The organism is Compostibacter hankyongensis, from assembly GCF_039541075.1.
Classification (GTDB): Bacteria; Bacteroidota; Bacteroidia; order Chitinophagales; family Chitinophagaceae; genus Compostibacter; species Compostibacter hankyongensis.
On the sequence record NZ_BAABFN010000005.1, the window covers coordinates 350,098 to 367,220 of the forward strand.

Below are 17,123 nucleotides of genomic sequence, written 5' to 3' on the forward strand. Positions count from 1 at the left end.
AGGATAGTTCATTTCGGCTGCCGTGCCGGAATATGATAAACAACGCCCAGAGCCGGCGTAATCCCGAGCCGGGGATGATAACCGGTCGACATATCGATGCGCAGACGTTTCAGGAAAAGCCGGACACCCAGGAAGTTCTGTCGCGTGCCGGTCGTAAAACCCGAGCAGATAGCCAGCACGGGCGCAGGCTGATAAGCAAAGCTCAGGGAGAGGAAGGTACCGCTTTGGGTATCCCAGCTGCCTTCCAGGGCCAGCAATATCTTGTCCGAAGGTTCAAAGCCCAACCCGAGCGTATAACGGGAACCGATATCTTCGTTTACCGGCTTTGAATAATGTACCGGCGCAGGGCTAAAGGCATGCAGCCCCACCTGCAGCCAGGAAGCCGGATGTACGGCTATACCGGCTTCAGCCGTGACGGCATGTGCGCTTCCGTATTCCTGTATGCGGGTGCTGAGGTAGTCAAACTGCATGCCGATGTCCACATACCGGCCCAGATGCCGGCCGTAAGCCACGGAAGCTTCATGATGATTAAAGACCTCGTACCCGAAGCGGGAGGCCGACACGGCAAAGGTTCCGGACGACACCGGCAGGGCAGCGGCAAAAGCCATCCCGGTAGTAGCCCTGAGCATAAAGCGGCGGGAAGCATAAGCCCCTGCGCTGAAGGTGCGGATGCGCGCCAGGGAAGCCTGGTTGTGAAAAACAGCAAACACATCGGCGTATTGATTGCTGTACGTCCGGGGACTGGGCGGCCTTATCCGGTCGTCTCCCGGACCGGTGTCCTGCAGCAGACCGAAGGGCAACATGCAGCAGCTGACGCAGTATGTCAACAATGAGGATTTCAAGAGAATGGGAGTTTTCAAAAAAGGAAGATACGAAAAATTTATGATTTCTCGTTTATTTCGTATACGATATTATTTGAATTATATTTTCAACCCCGCATTTTCCCCGCGCTTCCCCCGTAAAAGCGTTAATTTCAACCACGGAAACAAGAGAACAGAAGAACAAACCCCAAATACGATCAGATGAAAATAGCTGTTATCGGTACCGGAAACATCGGTTCCACGCTTGCCAGGGGATGGTCAAAAGCCGGTCATGAAATTTACCTGGGTGTGAGGGACCTGGATACGTTTAAGGGAAAAGAGCTCCTGGAAGACAGGAATATCCGGGCCTTTTCCATTCCCGACGCCATTGCTCGATCAGAAGTAGTGCTTTTGTCGGTTCCCCCGGATGCGGTTCCCGCCCTGGCCCCCTACCTGGAAGGAGCGGAAGAAAAAATCATCCTCGATCCTACCAATGCCTTCCGTTCCAAACCGGAAGGATATGCAAGCGCTTTTGATGCGCTGATGCAGCTGACAAAATGCAGGCATATCGTAAAAGCCTTTAACAATACGGGATTTGAAAACATGGCGCAGCCGGCGGGTCTGGACACTTTTATGGCAGGCGACAGCGAAAAAGCAAAAAAAGTAGTGGCGCAGCTGGCCCGCGATCTGGGTTTTGAAAATTGCTATGATTTCGGCGGGAATGACAAAGCGTTTTTGCTGGAACAGCTGGGTATGTCCTGGATCAACCTGGCCATCATTCAGGGCCTGGGAAGAAACATCGCCCTGAATGTGGTGAAAAGACAAACGCAGTAAGTCTAAAGTTAAGATGTCAGGAAGCGAACCTTGGACCTTAAACCATCAGAAAAGTCCGTAAAGCTCGGAATCCACCCGAGTGATGATATCGCCGAGATCTTCTTCCTTCTCCGCAAAATTGTTTTTATCGATATCCACCACCAGCAGCGCTCCGTCGCGGTATCCGGCGATCCAGTGGTTATAAAATTCGTTTAGCCTTTTGAGATAGTCAAGCCGTATGTTTTCTTCGTACTCCCGTCCCCGTTTCTGTATATTGGCGACCAGGGCCGGCACGGAGGCGCGCAGGTAAATGAGCAGGTCCGGGGGACGGATCATGGTCTTGAGCGTTTCAAAAAAGCGGAAATAATTGTCGAAGTCCCGTTTGCTCATCAGCCCCATCTCATGCAGGTTGGGGGCAAATATCTGGGCATCCTCATAGATCGTCCTGTCCTGTATTACCGTGGCCGAGCCGTTCTGAATCTCCAGCAGCTGCTGCAGCCGGTTATTCAGAAAATAGATCTGGAGGTTAAAGGACCAGCGGGGCATATCCTCATAAAAGTCATTCAGATAAGGGTTATGCTCCACATCCTCAAACTGGGCCGTCCACCGGTAATGACGGGCCAGCAATCCGGTCAGGGTCGTCTTCCCGGCGCCGATGTTACCGGCTACGGCAATGTGCTTGATCTTTTTTGATTTGGCCATAATGATGATTTGACGGTTCGGGGGGACTTGCTTAATAATAATGCACGCCGATCAGCTTCCTGGCTTCCCTGAGGGTGGCGGCGGCGCTTTCCCGGGCCTGCCGGGCCCCTTCGCGGAGTATCCGCTGAATATGGGCATCGTTCTGCTGTAATTCGGCGGCCTTTTGCCTGATCGGACGCATAAAGGACACCATATCCTCGGCCAGCTGCTTCTTCATATCCCCGTACCGGATATTGCATTGCCGGTATTGCTCCCTGAACTGTGTAACTACCGCTTCCGCCGATACCAGCTCCATCAGCTGGAACAGGTTCTGTATAAAATCCGGCATTTCGCTGTCCGGCGCCGAAGGTCCGGCATCCGTTTTTGCCTTCATGATCTTTTTCCGGATCGTATCATCGTCATCCGCCAGGTACAGGGTAGCATTTTCGTTGGCGCTCTTGCTCATCTTGCCGTTCCCGTCCAGGCTCATCACCCGGGTAAGCCCTCCCCCGTAATCAAAAGGATAAGGTTCGGGAAACAGCTCGCCATAGCGGTGGTTGAAGCGCTGTGCAAAGTTGCGCGCTATTTCGAGGTGCTGTTCCTGGTCCTTCCCTACCGGCACCTTCACGGCCCGGTGCACCAGAATATCCGCCGCCATCAGCACGGGATAGGTAAGCAGGCCTGCATTGACATTGTCCGGATGCTGCCGCACTTTATCCTTGAAGGTGGGAACCTTCTCCAGCTCTCCTTTATAGGCCAGCATGTTGAGCAGCAGGTACAGCTCGGGGATCTCGGGGATATCGCTTTGCACATAAAGGGCCACCTTCTCCGGATCCAGCCCGCAGGCAATGTTTTCGGCTACCACCCGGTAGACGTTCTGCCGGAGGTCTTTCGGATCCGGATGCGTGGTCAGGGAATGGTAGTCGGCAACAAAAAAATAACAGCGATAGCCGTCCTGCATACGGACATAGTTGCGCACCGCGCCAAAGTAATTACCCAGGTGTAAAAATCCCGTAGAGCGGATACCGCTCACTACTATCTCTTTTTCCATGATGGCGCAAGTTAATAAATAACTGCGAGCGGACATGCGCTGCGGGAGGCCGCAGGCTGATCATCCGCCCGGAAAAACCCGCTTCCGTAAAAATAAGGTCCTTTACGAAAAACGGACTCCGGAAACTTACGAAAAATACTATCTTTAATGACCGGAATCACAAAGCCCCCGGAAATTATGCAAAAGACGATTATCCACCTGGAGGATATCCGTAAAAGTTATTTTATCGGTAAAAATGCGCTGCCCGTGCTCAAGGGCATCAGGATCGATATCATGCTCAATGAATATGTAGCCCTGATGGGGCCGTCCGGCTCCGGCAAATCCACGCTCATGAATATACTCGGCTGCCTGGATTCTCCCACCAGCGGCACTTATGTGCTGAACGGGCACGATGTGAGCAAAATGGAGGACAACGACCTGGCCGAGGTGCGTAACAAGGAGATCGGATTCGTGTTCCAGCAGTTCAACCTGATGCCCCGCCTCTCCGCGCTGGAAAACGTGGCCGTGCCCCTGATCTATGCCGGTATCTCAAAAAAGACCCGCGAGGAAAGAGCCATGTCCATGCTGGAAAAGGTAGGTCTGGGCGACCGCTACCACCACAAGCCCAATGAGCTCTCCGGGGGGCAATGCCAGCGTGTGGCCATTGCCCGAGCCCTGATCAATGATCCGGCGCTGATCCTGGCGGATGAACCCACCGGTAACCTCGACACCAAGACCTCGGTCGAGATCATGGAAATATTCGGGCAGATCCATGCTTCGGGGAATACCGTGGTACTGGTGACCCATGAAGAGGATATTGCCGACCATGCCCGCCGTATTGTCCGTCTGCGCGACGGCGTCATCGAAAGCGATCATATCAACGAAAAGCAGCTGGTCGACTCCTGACCGCTATCATCCATGGCCCTGAAAATATATACCCGTACCGGTGACAAAGGCCAGACCGGTCTTCTGGGCGGCGCCCGCGTTCCCAAAAGCCATCTTCGCGTAGAAGCTTACGGTACGGTGGATGAGCTGAACGCCCATGTCGGGCTCTGCGCCGATCAGCAGCCGGAAGCGGATACCACCGGCTTTCTCCGGCAAATCCAGGAACACCTGTTTGTTATCGGATCATGCCTGGCTGATGATTCCGCCGCCAGGCGCGCCGGGTCCGGCAGACAGAAAGCCCCAATGGCCCTCCCGGCCCTCCGGGAAGCGGATGTACGTTTGCTGGAAACGGAGATCGATAAGATGGAAGCGCAGCTCCCGCCTTTAAAGGCCTTCCTCCTGCCCGGAGGACATCCCGCCGTATCCGGCTGTCATATTGCGCGTTGTGTCTGCCGCCGGGCGGAGCGGCTGTCGGTGCGTATGGAGGACCAGGGCCTTGCTGTAGCGCCGCTTATCCTGGCTTATCTCAACCGGCTGAGCGATTATCTGTTTGTGCTGGCCCGTTATACGGCCCACCGGTTGGGTGTGGCGGAGCGGATATGGACTACGCGTTAAACCGGGCCGGTGGCGGCCGCTGCCATGGTTATGCCGGGATATTCCTTTCGTCCACCATTCTGCCGTCTTTCATCATCAGCTGCCGGTCGCTCAGTCCCGCCAGGGCCTCGTTGTGCGTCACCACCACGAAGGTCTGCTGAAACTGATCGCGCAGCTGGAGGAACAGCTGGTGCAGCTCCATGGCATTTACCGAATCCAGGTTACCCGTAGGCTCGTCCGCCAGCACGATGTCCGGCTGGTTGATCAGGGCCCGGGCCACGGCTACCCGCTGCTGCTCCCCGCCGGACAAAGCGCCCGGCTTGTGCTGTATACGGTCTTTCAGACCCAGCGTTTCCAGCAGGAAAACCGCCCTTTCGCGGACGGCCTTCCTTCCCTTATCGTCGGCGATAAGCCCGGGGATACATACGTTTTCCAGCGCGGTAAATTCGGGAAGCAGGTGGTGGAACTGGAAGATAAACCCGATATGCCGGTTGCGGAAATCGGAGAGACGGTTGCCTTTCAGGGCGCCGGTGTCGGCGCCGTTCAGCCATACTTCTCCCTCATCCTGGCTGTCCAGCGTGCCCAGGATATGCAGGAGAGTGCTCTTGCCGGCGCCAGAGGAACCCAGTATGGTCACGATCTCCCCCCGTTGGACGGCCAGGTCCACCCCTTTCAGCACCTGCAGGCCGGAATAGCTTTTGGTAAGATGTCTGGCTGTGAGCATAACCCTATAACGGCACAATAATACGATAAAATATGGGCTGTTGTTTTTTTCAAATTAAATTATACTTTTGCGGAAATTTCAAATCAAACCACAAACGATGTACTGGACCTTAGAATTAGCTTCCTATCTGGAAGACGCGCCCTGGCCAGCTTCGAAAGATGAGCTGATCGACTATGCCATACGTTCCGGTGCTCCGATTGAAGTGGTGGAAAACCTGCAGGAACTGGAAGATGAAGGAGAGATTTACGAGAGCATAGAAGATATCTGGCCGGACTATCCCTCACAAGACGATTTCTTTTTTAACGAGGACGAATACTGAGCCGCCCGGCTTCAAAATACGGATATGAAAAAGCCGTTCCGCCTGAGGTGGGACGGCTTTTTCGTATAAAGCCGGAACAAGGCGTTATGCCTCCACGCCTTCAATAACGGCCTGACTTACGCCGGTATTGGAAAAGCCGCCGTCATGGAAGAGATTCTGCATGGTAACCTTGCGGGTAAGGTCGGAGAACAGGGCCACGCAAAATGCGGCACAGTCTTCCGCTCCGGCATTCCCCAAAGGACTCATCTTTTCCGCATAATGATAAAACCCGTTGAATCCTTCCACGCCGCTGCCGGCCGTGGTCAAGGTGGGCGACTGCGAAACGGTGTTGACCCTTACCTTTTTCCGGTTGCCGTAATGAAATCCAAAGCTGCGGGCAATGCTTTCCAGCAGCGCCTTGGCTTCAGCCATATCGTTATACCCCGGAAAAGTCCGCTGCGCGGCAATATAGCTCAGCCCCACCACGGAAGCCCACTCGCTCAGCGCATCCAGCTTCCAGGCCGTCTGCAACACCTTGTGAAAAGACAGGGCGGACACATCGATGGTTTTTTGAAAGTTATCGTAATTGGTATCTGTATACGGGATCTTTTTACGCACATTGGGCGACATGCCAATGGAATGCAGCACAAAGTCCAGCGGGCCGCCGAGCAGCTCCATCGATTTTGATAACAGCTTTTCCAGGTCTTCCACCGAGGTAGCATCCGCGGGTATCACTTCCGCATTGCAGGCTTTGGCCAGCTCATTGATCTTACCCATCCGCAGGGCAATGGGCGCATTGCTGAGTACGATGGAAGCGCCTTCTTCCACTGCTTTTTCCGCCACCTTCCAGGCTATTGATTTTTCATCAAGTGCGCCGAAGATAATTCCTCTTTTTCCTTTTAACAGGTGATAAGCCATAGTCTTAATTTTGGGTAAAAATAATTGTTAATTCGGAATTACCTGTAACTTTGGAAGATGCGTTACTTCCTGGCCATACTGCTGCCGCCGCTTGCCGTGCTGACCACAGGCAAGGTAGGTTCTTTTTTGCTGAATATCCTGCTGACGATCCTGGGCTGGATACCGGGGTGCATCCATGCCTGCCTTATCGTACATGAACATTACGAAAACAAACGCACCCGGAAGCTTATCCGGGCGATGAGCCGCTGATCTGTACCGCTTCACGATCTGCCGTCGCCGGCACATGCACGCAGCGGCAGATTATCCTTCCACCAGCTCCCTGGCATTTTCCAGCGCTGCCGCCGAAGGCTTTTCCCCGCTCAGCATCCTGGCGATCTGCAATATTCTCTCTTCTTTGTCCAGCAGACGGATATGGGTGGTTACCTGGCCCGACCGGTGGGCTTTGTAGACAAAGTAATGCGCGTCTCCCTTCCCGGCGATCTGCGGCTGATGGGTAATACAGATCACCTGATGGCGGTCTGCCAGCTTTTTCAGGATCACACCCGTTTGCTTGGCGGCTTCTCCGGAAATGCCGCTGTCTATCTCATCAAAGATGAGGGTCGGCAGCTCCATGGACTGCGCCACCAGGGATTTGACACAAAGCATAAGCCGGCTCAGCTCGCCGCCCGAAGCCACCTTTTTCAAGGGCTGGTAATGACCGCTGCGGTTGGCATCGAACAGGAAATCGATATGATCCTGCCCGTCCGTCTGCAGGGGCGCCGGCATCAGCGATACTTTCAGACTGGCATTGGGCATGCCCACCTGCGCCAGCAGGGCATTTACCCGTTGCTCAAAAGGAGCCGCCTGCTTTTTTCTTCCCGCAGTAAGCTGCTCCGCCTGCCGTTCCGCCTGCTGCTGAAGCCGCGCTTTCTCACGTTCCAGGGCTTCGATATCCGTCTCAAGCCGGCGGGTCTGATCCAGCTGCTCGCCCAGGCCGGCCTGGATCTGCAGCAGCGCTGCGGTGGTCTGCACGCCATGTTTTTTCAGCAGGCGGTAGCCGAGCGCGGTCCGCTCATTGATCAGGGCCATACGCTCAGGGTCCGACTGTACGGTTTCGTATACCCGTTGCAGTTCCCCGGCAATATCCTGTACCTCTACCGCCGTCACCTGGAGCCGCTCCGCCAGGCCGGGCAGCTGCGGATGAAAGGCTTCTATGGAGCGCAATCCGCTCTGCAGCTGCCGCAGCTGCTGTACCAGCGGCTGCTCCCCTTCTTCCAGCGCACCCTGCAGGATGCCCAGCCGCTCTTTTACCTCTTCGGCATGGCTCAGGGTATTCAGCTCCGCATCCAGCTCTTCGAGCTCGTTTTCTTTCAGCGCCGCCGCATCCAGCTCTTCCCAGAGAAACTGGCGGTAGTCCCGCTCCTTCTCCGCCTGCTCGCGCTCCCGCACCCGCTCCTCCAGCTCGCGCCCGGCCTGCTGCAGGGCTTTCCAGCTCTCATGGTACCGCGCCAGCAGCGTATCATGCCCGGCCAGGGCATCCAGCACGGCCCGCTGAAAATCCTGCTTCCCCAGCTCCAGCGTATCGAACTGCTGATGAAGGTCTACCAGCAGACCGGCAAAGCCGGAAAGCTGCTGCACCGTCACCGGGGTATCGTTGATAAATGCACGGGACTTGCCCGCCGTGCTGATCTCCCGGCGTACAACGGTATGCCGGCCGAAATCCAGATCATGCTCCCCGAAAAACGCGGTGACGGCTTCCAGCTCCGGCAGGACAAAGTGGCCTTCGATAATACATTTCCGGGCTTTATCGTGCAGGACGTTCCGGTCGGCCCGCTCCCCGAGGATAAGCGACAGGGCGCCCAGCAGAATAGACTTCCCCGCCCCGGTTTCGCCGGTGATCACATTCAGCCCCTCCGAAAAGTCGATTTCCAGCGCCGTTATAATCGCATAGTTTTGTATCAGCAGTCGCTGTAGCATGAGACAGGTTATTACACGGTGCTAAATTCCAAAAAATTGTTGAAACCGGATATAGTAATTATCCGCCGTACAGGGAAATCCGCCCGGCAGATTTCAGGAGTACCCCTGAAGACAGATACGGATGTGAATATATGAATTAAGCCTCAGGCAGACGGGTGTTGAAAACAAAAACCGGGCAGGAAAAGACCGGTTTCAATTACCGGAGCAGCGTGATATCCCCCTGCAGGTAAAACAGCTGTCCGTCGTCGCAAACCATGGCGGCCTGGTAGATAAACACATCAGGGTTAAGCGGATGACCGTTAAAGGTGCCGTCCCAGGCAGCAGAGCGGTTGTCCAGCCCGAAATTATCCCGCTCAAAGACTTTCTGACCCCAGCGGTTGAATATCCGGAAATAGACGATATTCCTTACTCCCCTGCCGCGGGGATAAAACAGGTCGTTGTTCCCGTCCTTATTCGGGGAAAAGGTATTGGGGATAAATACATTGCCGGACTCACATACCAGGTTTACCCGCAGCAGCGCAGTATCCGTGCAACCGTATCCGTTAGCCACCTTCACCTGATATTCCCGGCTGGCGGTAGGCGTGCTCAGCGGGTCGGGGCAGGTAGTGCAGTTCAGCTCGTCCGGCGGAGTCCAGCGCCAGCTCACCACATCCGGGCTGGCGCCGGCGCTCAGCCTTACCGAGGAGCCGGTGGGCACCGTCCATACCATGCTGTCGGTATGCACCTCGGGAGCCGGCCATATGGTCAGTCGCAGCTCAGCGCTGTCTACCGGACAGCCGGCGGCATTATAGCCCGTTACCTGATAGGTAGTGCTTTGCTCCGGCACCGCCACGGGATTGGCGGCTGACGGGTCGCTTAAGCCTGCAGAAGGCGACCAGCGGTAGCCCGGGGTACCGCTGGCATGCAGCGTCACCGGGGTACCCTCACAGACGGAGGTATCCGCCGGCCATGCAGTAATGCGCTGCGGCTCCGGCACCCGTACGGCCAGCACGGCCGAAGCGGCGCATCCGAAGGCCGAGACGGCCCGGAGCGTCACCCGGTAGGTCCCGGGCTCCCGGTAATGATGATCCGCTATCGCACTGGTGTCTGCGGGGCTGCCGTCCCCGAAATCCCAGGTATAGCCGACCGGAAATCCCAGGCTGTCGGCCGAGATAATGAGGCCCCGGCGGGAAAACCGCATATGCCCCGAATCACAAGGGTCCGGGATGACCGGATCAATTCCCAGTCCGATCGCTCCGTCGACGACCACCGTATCTTTCAGGGGGAAAGCCACCTGGCAGTTTTTCCGGTCTTTGAGGATCAGCTGCGGGTGATAGATGCCCGGGGTGCTGTAGGTATGCGAGGCGGCATCGCTGCCCGACTCGGGAGAGATATTGCCATCCCCGAAATCCCAGCGGAACGAAACGGCATCCACGGATTTAGCGGAAAATTTTACCGTCAGCGGGCTGCATTCGTGCTGCACATCATAATCGCTTCGCGGCACTCCGAAAGGACCCGCCACCTTCACCATCCTGATGACGGAATCCGCACAGCCGCCATATCCTTCTATCCGCAGCTTCAGCCGGTAAGTACCGGGGATATTATAAATATGTTCCGGATTTTCCAGCGTCGAGGTACTGCCGTCGTCAAAATCCCAGGTAATACTCCGGTAGTTCTGCGAGGTATTTTTCAGCTGCACCACCAGCGGGGGGCATTCCGCATGGTTATCGCTATAGGAAAAAGACGCCTTCGGCGTGCCTGCCTTTATATAATTCTTGCGGACCAGCGTATCGGTACATCCGTCTGCGGTGGTCACGGATAACTGTACCGTATATATGCCGTCCCGGGAATAGGACTTGGAGGGCACCTTCTCATCGGAACCGGTTCCATCTCCGAAATCCCAATGATAGGTAGCGCCGGCGCCCTGGGAGCGGTTGATCCAACGCAACGGCTGCCCGGGGCAGACCAAGGTGTCCTCCACGACAAAGTCGGCCTTTGCCGGGAATATGTTTACCGCCTCGGGCTTTACCAGACTGTCCGTACACCCTTCTGCATCTTTCACCCGGAGCGTTACCTCGTATTTCCCTGCACCGGGATAGGTATGCTGCACCGGGTCGCCCGACTGCAGGGTGGTAGTCTGCCCATCCCCGAAATCCCAGGTCCACTCCTGCACCGGTACCTCCGGAGCCGGGCGGGAGTCATCCCGGAAGGTGATGACCGTACCCGGACAGGCCGAGGGATCAGCAACGGTAAAACCGGCCTGCGGGCCGCTGACGATAACCGGTCCCACAGCCGAAGTATCCCTGCAGCCGTTGACATCCGTGGTAATTACCTGCGCGGGGAAAGTTCCGTTCTGCGTATAGGCGTAGGAAACGGATGGCTGGGTGCCGGAGAACATCCTGCCGTCGCCTGTCAGCCAGGCATAGGCCCGGATGAGCTCCGGATGGGCAATGCCGGCGGCCTGCAGGGTTATCTGTTCCCCCCGGCAGAGCCGTCCATCCGGTACCTGCAGTACCGGATGCTCTTCCGAAACATAAACCGTCTGCGTTGCGGTAGAGTTGCAGCTACCCTCGGTAACCACCAGCTTTACCTGATAGGTACCGGTATGCGGAAAACGGTGTGACGGAGGATTTTTTGCATCGCTGACCGTGCCGTCGCCAAAATCCCAGCGCCAGGCCGTCCCTCCGGTGGAGCCATCGGCAAAGGTCACCGCATAACGGTCGTCGCAGGAACGGGTCACTTTCATCCGGGCAATGGGCAGCCGGATGTTGATCATGTCCCTGCGGGTCAGCGTGTCGGCGCAGCCACGGCTGCTGACCACCAGCATGACATCCTGTTTGCCCGCGGTATGAAAGACGTGCGTCGGGTTCTGACCGCTTTCGCTCGCCTTATCGTCCGGGAAAAACCATTGCCAGGCATCTCCCGCCGGCTGTGAGGTATTGGTGAAATGGATGGGTGTGGGTTGACAGGCTTCGAGGATGTCGGCATTGAAGCCGGCCACGGGCTTTTTACCGGTACGGATCATGCGCGGCGTTGTCACCGTATCCCGGCAGCCGCCGGCCGTCGTGGCGATCAGCCTGACGGTAAAATCTCCTTCCGTGGTATAGGTATGCGCCGGATGCGGACCTTTGCCCGTACTGCCATCGCCAAAATCCCAGCTGTAATCGGTTATCGGTTCCCCTCCTGCCGACGTATCCGTAAAATGCACGGTAAGCGGCACACAGCCTTTGGTTAGGTCTGCCGAGAAGCCGGCTTTCGGCTTGCTGATCCGGATATAGGCTTTTTTTACCAGGGTATCCGTGCAGCCCTCCCGGTTGGCCGTAACCAGCGTTACGGTGTAGGCGCCTTCCTTCTGGTAGCTGTGAGCGGGGGCGGAAGCTTCGGAAGTTCCGCCGTCGCCGAAATCCCAGCGGTAGGAAGCCGCGTTGGCCGTCTGGCTGCTGAAGCGGACGGTAAAGGGCAGCGAGCAGCCGGTGGTATGATCGGCATCAAAGGCCGCTGTAGCGGGAGCAGAGACCGTGATGCTTTTTGTGATCGTTTTTTTACAGTTGCCGTAAGTGTCGACCAGCCGTACCGTATAAGTGCCCGGGCGGGCAAAGGTATGGCGGACGGAATTTCCGCGGGCGGTCGCTCCGTCGCCGAAGTCCCAGTCCGAAACATCCGGCAGGGGGCTGCTCGTATTTTTAAAAACAAGGGAACGGCCGGCGCAGCTGCCGGATACCGAAAAGCTGCCCGTAAACTGGCCGATGCTGATGAGCTCTTTCCGGACAAGCATATCGGTACAACCCGTTTCATTGCTGACCCGCAGGCTGACGGTATACCTTCCTTCCTGCGTATAAGTGTGCGTGGGACTGGCCGAGGCCGAAGTGCTGCCGTCGCCGAAATCCCAATGATACTGCAGGGTGCCCGTGCCGGTAGAGGTATCGGTAAATTTTACGGCAAAAGGAGCGGCACAGCTTACCGAGTCGCTTACCCGGAAACCCGCACGTACGCCGTCGCTTACCCGCACAGCCCCTTTTTTGTTGAGCACGGCGGTACAGCCATAGCTGTTCCTGACCAGCAGCTTTACATTGTAATTTCCGGCGGCCATATAGGTATGCACGGGATGCTGTTCGGAAGAAGTGCTGCCGTCATCGAAATCCCAGGTCCATTGCCGGATCGTCCCGGAGCCGGGAACGGACTCGTCCGTAAAATTCACTTCCAGCGGATAACAACCACCTGCCGGCGTATTGCGGAAGCTGACGGTCGGTGGGGCGTACACCGTGATAAAAGCCGCCTTGGTAACGGTGTTTTCCGTATTCCCGTCTGATATGGTAAGGCTGACGGTATAGGTACCGGGTTGGGAATAGGTGGCAGCCGGATTTTTTCCGACGGCTGTATTGCCGTTGCCAAAGTCCCATTTCCATTGGGTGGGATTACCGGCCGACTGGTCGCTGAACTGAACGACCACGGGTGCGCAGCCGCTCACCTGGTCGGCGGTAAAATCCGCGGAGAGCCCCTGCGCCGATGCACCGGAAAACATCCCGCAACCTGCCACGGTCAATACCCACACAATCAGCCTGCGGATCGTTCCGGAAATATGGCAGAAAGGGCTCATCGTGTGTCAGCTGGCTTGAAAAGTAGCGGTTTGCATCGGCTAAAGCTGTATCAAAGATAATACCGTTTGTACAGAAAAGGAATTTAAGGCCGGGGATGGCCAGGATTTTCCTATGTTTGCCCGGGGTTAACCCGCCTCTCAATGGTCCTTGCCATGCAGATCAAAACCATTATTGATTACCTGGAAGAGATAGCTCCCCTGTCTTACCAGGAAAGCTATGACAATGCCGGACTGCTCACCGGCGATCCCCGCTGGGAGCTCAGCAATGCCCTGCTGACGCTGGATGCCACCGAACCGGTTATCGACGAAGCCATTGCGCGCGGCTGCAACCTGGTCATCGCCCATCACCCGATCATCTGGGGCGGCCTGAAAAAGATAAACGGCAAAAACTATGTGGAGCGCGCCGTTATCAAGGCCATCAAGCACGATATTGCCATCTATGCCGCACATACCAACCTCGACAATATCCGCGGCGGCGTCAACGACATGCTGTGCCGGCAGCTGGGGCTGGGCGATCTGCGGCCGCTGGCGCCCCGCAGCCGCGCCCTGAAAAAGCTGTATACCTTTGTTCCCCATGCGCAGGCCGAAAAGGTGCGGGAGGCGCTGTTTGCCTCCGGCGCGGGTCATATCGGGCAGTACGATGCCTGCAGCTACAATACGGAAGGCTACGGCACCTTCCGGGGAGCAGCGGATACCCATCCCTATGCAGGAGAGGCCGGAAAAAAACACCGGGAGCCCGAAACCCGCATCGAGGTGGTTTTTCCGGCTCCCCTCGAGAGCACGGTGACCGCGGCGCTGTGTGCCGCCCATCCCTATGAGGAACCCGCCTATGACATCCTGCTGCTGGAAAACAGCTGGGCGGGGGTGGGATCGGGCATGGTCGGTATGTTGCCGGCACCCGTGGATGAAGGCGCTTTTCTGCAGCAGGTAAAAACACAGCTATCCGCCGGCGGCATCCGGCACACCGCCCTGCTGGGAAAACCGGTACGGAAGGTAGCGGTCTGCGGGGGAGCCGGCAGCTTCCTGCTGCCCGCTGCGCGAAGGGCGGGAGCCGACGTGTACCTCAGCGCGGATTTTAAATACCATGAATTCTTTGATGCTGATAGCCAGATACTTATAATAGACGTAGGGCATTACGAGAGCGAGCAGTTCACCCCCCTATTATTTTATGAGCTGCTAACCAAAAAATTCCCTAACTTTGCGCCTCTTAAAACCGCTGTGCTTACAAATCCGATTCATTATCTGCATTAATAGTTTATGGCCACAGTAAAAGAGTACTCCGTAGAGGAAAAACTGACCTCCGTGCTCAGACTTCAGAAAATCGATTCCAAGCTGGATGAGATTCAGGTGCTGAAGGGGGAGCTTCCCATGGAAGTAAAAGATCTCGAAGACGAGATCGAAGGGTTGAATACGCGGCTGACCAACATAGAGGACGAGATCAGGGGCATCCAGGAGTTTATCAACAATAAGAAAAACGCCATCAAGGACTCCGAAGCGCTGATCCAGAAATATGAGAAGCAGCAGAACAATGTGAAGAACAGCCGCGAATTCGAAGCGATCAGTAAAGAAATCGAGATGCAGACCCTCGAGGTAAAGCTGTCGGAAAAGCATATCCGCGACGCCGGCAACGAGATCTCCGAAAAAGAGCGAATCCTCGAAGGGGCGAAACAGACCATCGCGGATAAGGAAGCCAACCTGCAGCACAAAAAGGCTGAGCTGGAAAAGATCATTGCGGAAACCGAAAAGGAAGAGCAGCAATACCATAAGCAGTCGGAAGAAGCCCGCTCCAAGGTAGAGCCGCGTCTGCTGACCGCTTATGAGAAGATCCGGAAAACCTACCGCAACGGGCTGGCCGTGGTACCCATCGAAAGGGATTCCTGCGGCGGATGCTTTAACGCCATCCCCCCCCAACGGCAGGCAGAGATCCGCCAGCGCAAAAAAGTAATCGTATGCGAACACTGCGGCCGCATCCTGGTAGACGACGAGCTGAATGAGACGATAGTGGCAAAATAGCTTTTGGTCAAATTTTTGCAGAAAAGGACACTGATTCTCAGTGTCCTTTTTCATTAGCTGCCGAACAGCCGTTAAGGACAAAGCCATTCCCGGTCTATAATGAGGAAGCCGAGCATGATACTATTTATCATACAGGAGGACATAAATGTACGAGGTTCTACCTGCCCGCCGCAAAGCTATGGCAGGCGGGTCCGACCATTAAATGCGGAGCGTTCATCGGGACCTTTTTAAAGGTCATTATGAGCCGAAATAAAAACGAATATTAACGGATGAAATATCTTCTTCTGCTTATCCTGTCCGCCTGCCTGCTTACGCCGGAGACCGAACCCGTCACGGCCGCTCCCCTGTCTGATATCCCCACCGCAGCCGGAAGGCCTTTCGACTTCAACACCCGCTGCCGCGAGGCTTACCGGCTGATCATGATGACCCGCCTCGATGCCGGCGCACAGCTGCTGGCGGCAGAAAAGCGCGACCATCCGGACAACCTGGCACCCTATTTCCTGGATAATTATATCGACTTCCTGCGGCTGTTTTTTCATGAAGACCCCAAAGAATACGCCGCCCTCAAGGCACACCGGGATCAGCGGCTGGAGCTGATGAGCAAAGGAGACACCCGTTCCCCTTTTTATCTGTATACCCTGGCCATGCTTCATTTTCAATGGGCCGTATGCAAGATCAAGTTCGGAGAAAACTGGTCGGCTGTCTGGGAATTCAGGAAAGCTTATTCCCAGATCCGCGATAACCAGAAAAAATTCCCGGATTTCAGTCCCAACAAAATACTGCTGGGCTCCATGCAGACCGTTATCGGCACGGTCCCTGAAAGCTACCGCTGGATCACCGGCATCCTCGGCTTTAGCGGCGGCAATGTCAGTCGGGGCATGGAACAGCTGCGGTCTTATGTAGACGATGCCTCCCCGGAGGGCACCCTTTTTCACGACGAAGCCTGTTTCTACTACGCCTATCTCCGGTTTTATGTGGCCCACGAACCGGATGCGGTATTCCGGTTTATCCGCGAGGAGCAGCTGGATGTGGTCAATAACCAGCTTTTTGCCTTCATGGCGGCCAACCTGGCGCTTAACAACCATATGGGAGATGACGGGCTCCGCATCCTGGCCGCCCGCAAAACAGGGCCGGGCTATCTGGATATGCCCATACTCGATTACGAAATAGGCGTGCTCAAGCTGAACCACCTTGAGCTGGACGAGGCCATCGCCAGCCTGCGCCGGTTTACCAGCACCTTCAAGGGCAAGTTCTATGTCAAGGATGCCCTGTACAAGCTTAGCCTCGCCTGCTATCTGAACGGCAATACTGCAGAAGCCGGACAGTACCGGAAGCTGATCGAATCCCGCGGCAATACCTCCACCGATGCCGACAAGGCGGCACTGCGGGAAGCGCGCAAAGGGCGCTGGCCCAACGCCGTTATCCTGCGAGCCCGGCTGCTGGGCGACGGAGGATATTTCCACCAGGCGCTGGACTTGCTGAGCCGGCACAAGGTGGGCGATTTCACCCAGCTGATCGACAAGATAGAATATGCATACTTCCTGGCGCGCATCTATGACGAGCTGGAAGAGGACAACCGTGCTATCCCCCTCTATGAGGCCACGATCAAGGTGGGGGCTTCCCGGCCGGAATACTATGCCGCCCGGGCTGCGCTGCAGCTGGGCTTTATCTATGAGCAGCGGAAAGATAAAACCCGGGCGCTGCAGTATTTCAAAAAATGCCTGGACATGAAGGAAGAAGAGTACAAGAGCAGCCTGGACCAGCGGGCCAAGGCCGGTATCAACCGGCTAACGGCAAGGTAAGGTGAAAGGTAAAAGGTGAAGGGTGAAAGGCAT

15 protein-coding genes are annotated in these 17,123 nt (G+C 56.1%); 8 read left to right on the top strand and 7 right to left on the bottom strand.

Annotated features, from left to right (window positions below; translation table 11 throughout):
- Positions 1–8: 8 nt before the first annotated feature.
- Complete coding sequence (locus ABD851_RS11935; RefSeq protein ID WP_344979535.1) at positions 9–827, bottom strand: hypothetical protein; 819 nt, start codon at positions 825–827, stop codon at positions 9–11.
- 195 nt (positions 828–1,022) lie between these two features.
- Here ABD851_RS11935 and ABD851_RS11940 point away from each other — a divergent pair, with 195 nt between their 5' ends.
- Positions 1,023–1,634: an NADPH-dependent F420 reductase gene (locus ABD851_RS11940; RefSeq protein ID WP_344979537.1), complete on the top strand. Its 612-nt coding sequence runs from the start codon at positions 1,023–1,025 to the stop codon at positions 1,632–1,634.
- 45 nt (positions 1,635–1,679) lie between these two features.
- On the opposite strand, the gene ABD851_RS11945 is transcribed toward ABD851_RS11940, so the two are convergent.
- Together ABD851_RS11945 and trpS are read right to left on the bottom strand one after the other, a co-directional pair.
- Positions 1,680–2,315: a deoxynucleoside kinase gene (locus ABD851_RS11945; RefSeq protein ID WP_344979539.1), complete on the bottom strand. Its 636-nt coding sequence runs from the start codon at positions 2,313–2,315 to the stop codon at positions 1,680–1,682.
- Positions 2,316–2,346: 31 nt separating this feature from the next.
- Positions 2,347–3,345, bottom strand: coding sequence for a tryptophan--tRNA ligase (gene trpS, locus ABD851_RS11950; RefSeq protein ID WP_344979541.1), 999 nt, complete (start codon positions 3,343–3,345; stop codon positions 2,347–2,349).
- 177 nt (positions 3,346–3,522) lie between these two features.
- On the opposite strand from trpS, the gene ABD851_RS11955 reads away from it, so the two are divergent.
- Both ABD851_RS11955 and ABD851_RS11960 read left to right on the top strand, forming a co-directional pair.
- A complete protein-coding gene (locus tag ABD851_RS11955; protein ID WP_344979543.1) occupies positions 3,523–4,230 on the top strand; it encodes an ABC transporter ATP-binding protein in 708 nt (235 codons plus the stop codon).
- A 12-nt stretch (positions 4,231–4,242) separates the two neighbouring features.
- The gene (locus tag ABD851_RS11960; RefSeq protein ID WP_344979545.1) at positions 4,243–4,824 is read left to right on the top strand and encodes a cob(I)yrinic acid a,c-diamide adenosyltransferase; all 582 of its coding nucleotides are present in this window, start codon (positions 4,243–4,245) and stop codon (positions 4,822–4,824) included.
- 28 nt (positions 4,825–4,852) lie between these two features.
- On the opposite strand, the gene ABD851_RS11965 is transcribed toward ABD851_RS11960, so the two are convergent.
- Entirely contained in the window at positions 4,853–5,527 is a 675-nt protein-coding gene (locus ABD851_RS11965; RefSeq protein ID WP_344979547.1) for an ABC transporter ATP-binding protein, read from the bottom strand.
- A 97-nt stretch (positions 5,528–5,624) separates the two neighbouring features.
- Between ABD851_RS11965 and ABD851_RS11970 the strand changes: the two genes are divergently transcribed.
- Positions 5,625–5,846: a DUF2795 domain-containing protein gene (locus ABD851_RS11970; RefSeq protein ID WP_344979549.1), complete on the top strand. Its 222-nt coding sequence runs from the start codon at positions 5,625–5,627 to the stop codon at positions 5,844–5,846.
- Between the two features lie 84 nt (positions 5,847–5,930).
- Here the strand turns inward: ABD851_RS11970 and ABD851_RS11975 are convergent, their stop codons facing one another.
- Entirely contained in the window at positions 5,931–6,743 is an 813-nt protein-coding gene (locus ABD851_RS11975; protein ID WP_344979552.1) for an enoyl-ACP reductase FabI, read from the bottom strand.
- A 57-nt stretch (positions 6,744–6,800) separates the two neighbouring features.
- Here ABD851_RS11975 and ABD851_RS11980 point away from each other — a divergent pair, with 57 nt between their 5' ends.
- On the top strand, positions 6,801–6,992 hold the full coding sequence (locus ABD851_RS11980; RefSeq protein ID WP_425549952.1) for a YqaE/Pmp3 family membrane protein: 192 nt from the start codon (positions 6,801–6,803) through the stop codon (positions 6,990–6,992).
- A gap of 51 nt (positions 6,993–7,043) precedes the next feature.
- Here the strand turns inward: ABD851_RS11980 and recN are convergent, their stop codons facing one another.
- Both recN and ABD851_RS11990 read right to left on the bottom strand, forming a co-directional pair.
- Complete coding sequence (gene recN / locus ABD851_RS11985; protein ID WP_344979554.1) at positions 7,044–8,699, bottom strand: DNA repair protein RecN; 1,656 nt, start codon at positions 8,697–8,699, stop codon at positions 7,044–7,046.
- A gap of 196 nt (positions 8,700–8,895) precedes the next feature.
- Positions 8,896–13,275, bottom strand: a complete 4,380-nt coding sequence (locus ABD851_RS11990) for a PKD domain-containing protein (RefSeq protein WP_344979556.1) — start codon at positions 13,273–13,275, stop codon at positions 8,896–8,898.
- 141 nt (positions 13,276–13,416) lie between these two features.
- On the opposite strand from ABD851_RS11990, the gene ABD851_RS11995 reads away from it, so the two are divergent.
- The 3 genes from ABD851_RS11995 (at position 13,417) to ABD851_RS12005 (ending at position 17,090) form a co-directional block, all read left to right on the top strand.
- The gene (locus ABD851_RS11995; protein WP_344979558.1) at positions 13,417–14,526 is read left to right on the top strand and encodes a Nif3-like dinuclear metal center hexameric protein; all 1,110 of its coding nucleotides are present in this window, start codon (positions 13,417–13,419) and stop codon (positions 14,524–14,526) included.
- A 6-nt stretch (positions 14,527–14,532) separates the two neighbouring features.
- The gene (locus ABD851_RS12000; RefSeq protein ID WP_344979560.1) at positions 14,533–15,288 is read left to right on the top strand and encodes a zinc ribbon domain-containing protein; all 756 of its coding nucleotides are present in this window, start codon (positions 14,533–14,535) and stop codon (positions 15,286–15,288) included.
- Positions 15,289–15,557: 269 nt separating this feature from the next.
- The gene (locus ABD851_RS12005; RefSeq protein WP_344979562.1) at positions 15,558–17,090 is read left to right on the top strand and encodes a tetratricopeptide repeat protein; all 1,533 of its coding nucleotides are present in this window, start codon (positions 15,558–15,560) and stop codon (positions 17,088–17,090) included.
- Positions 17,091–17,123 lie beyond the last annotated feature (33 nt).

What these genes read in the sequence shown, in the direction of transcription:
- ABD851_RS11960 (WP_344979545.1), top strand. Translation starts at nt 4,243, where the DNA reads ATGGCCCTGAAAATATATACCCGTACCGGTGACAAAGGCCAGACCGGT.
- trpS (WP_344979541.1), bottom strand. Translation starts at nt 3,345, where the DNA reads ATGGAAAAAGAGATAGTAGTGAGCGGTATCCGCTCTACGGGATTTTTA.
- ABD851_RS12000 (WP_344979560.1), top strand. Translation starts at nt 14,533, where the DNA reads ATGGCCACAGTAAAAGAGTACTCCGTAGAGGAAAAACTGACCTCCGTG.
- ABD851_RS11980 (WP_425549952.1), top strand. Translation starts at nt 6,801, where the DNA reads ATGCGTTACTTCCTGGCCATACTGCTGCCGCCGCTTGCCGTGCTGACC.
- ABD851_RS11945 (WP_344979539.1), bottom strand. Translation starts at nt 2,315, where the DNA reads ATGGCCAAATCAAAAAAGATCAAGCACATTGCCGTAGCCGGTAACATC.
- ABD851_RS11970 (WP_344979549.1), top strand. Translation starts at nt 5,625, where the DNA reads ATGTACTGGACCTTAGAATTAGCTTCCTATCTGGAAGACGCGCCCTGG.
- ABD851_RS12005 (WP_344979562.1), top strand. Translation starts at nt 15,558, where the DNA reads ATGAAATATCTTCTTCTGCTTATCCTGTCCGCCTGCCTGCTTACGCCG.
- ABD851_RS11990 (WP_344979556.1), bottom strand. Translation starts at nt 13,275, where the DNA reads ATGAGCCCTTTCTGCCATATTTCCGGAACGATCCGCAGGCTGATTGTG.
- ABD851_RS11940 (WP_344979537.1), top strand. Translation starts at nt 1,023, where the DNA reads ATGAAAATAGCTGTTATCGGTACCGGAAACATCGGTTCCACGCTTGCC.
- ABD851_RS11995 (WP_344979558.1), top strand. Translation starts at nt 13,417, where the DNA reads ATGGTCCTTGCCATGCAGATCAAAACCATTATTGATTACCTGGAAGAG.
- ABD851_RS11975 (WP_344979552.1), bottom strand. Translation starts at nt 6,743, where the DNA reads ATGGCTTATCACCTGTTAAAAGGAAAAAGAGGAATTATCTTCGGCGCA.
- ABD851_RS11955 (WP_344979543.1), top strand. Translation starts at nt 3,523, where the DNA reads ATGCAAAAGACGATTATCCACCTGGAGGATATCCGTAAAAGTTATTTT.
- recN (WP_344979554.1), bottom strand. Translation starts at nt 8,699, where the DNA reads ATGCTACAGCGACTGCTGATACAAAACTATGCGATTATAACGGCGCTG.
- ABD851_RS11965 (WP_344979547.1), bottom strand. Translation starts at nt 5,527, where the DNA reads ATGCTCACAGCCAGACATCTTACCAAAAGCTATTCCGGCCTGCAGGTG.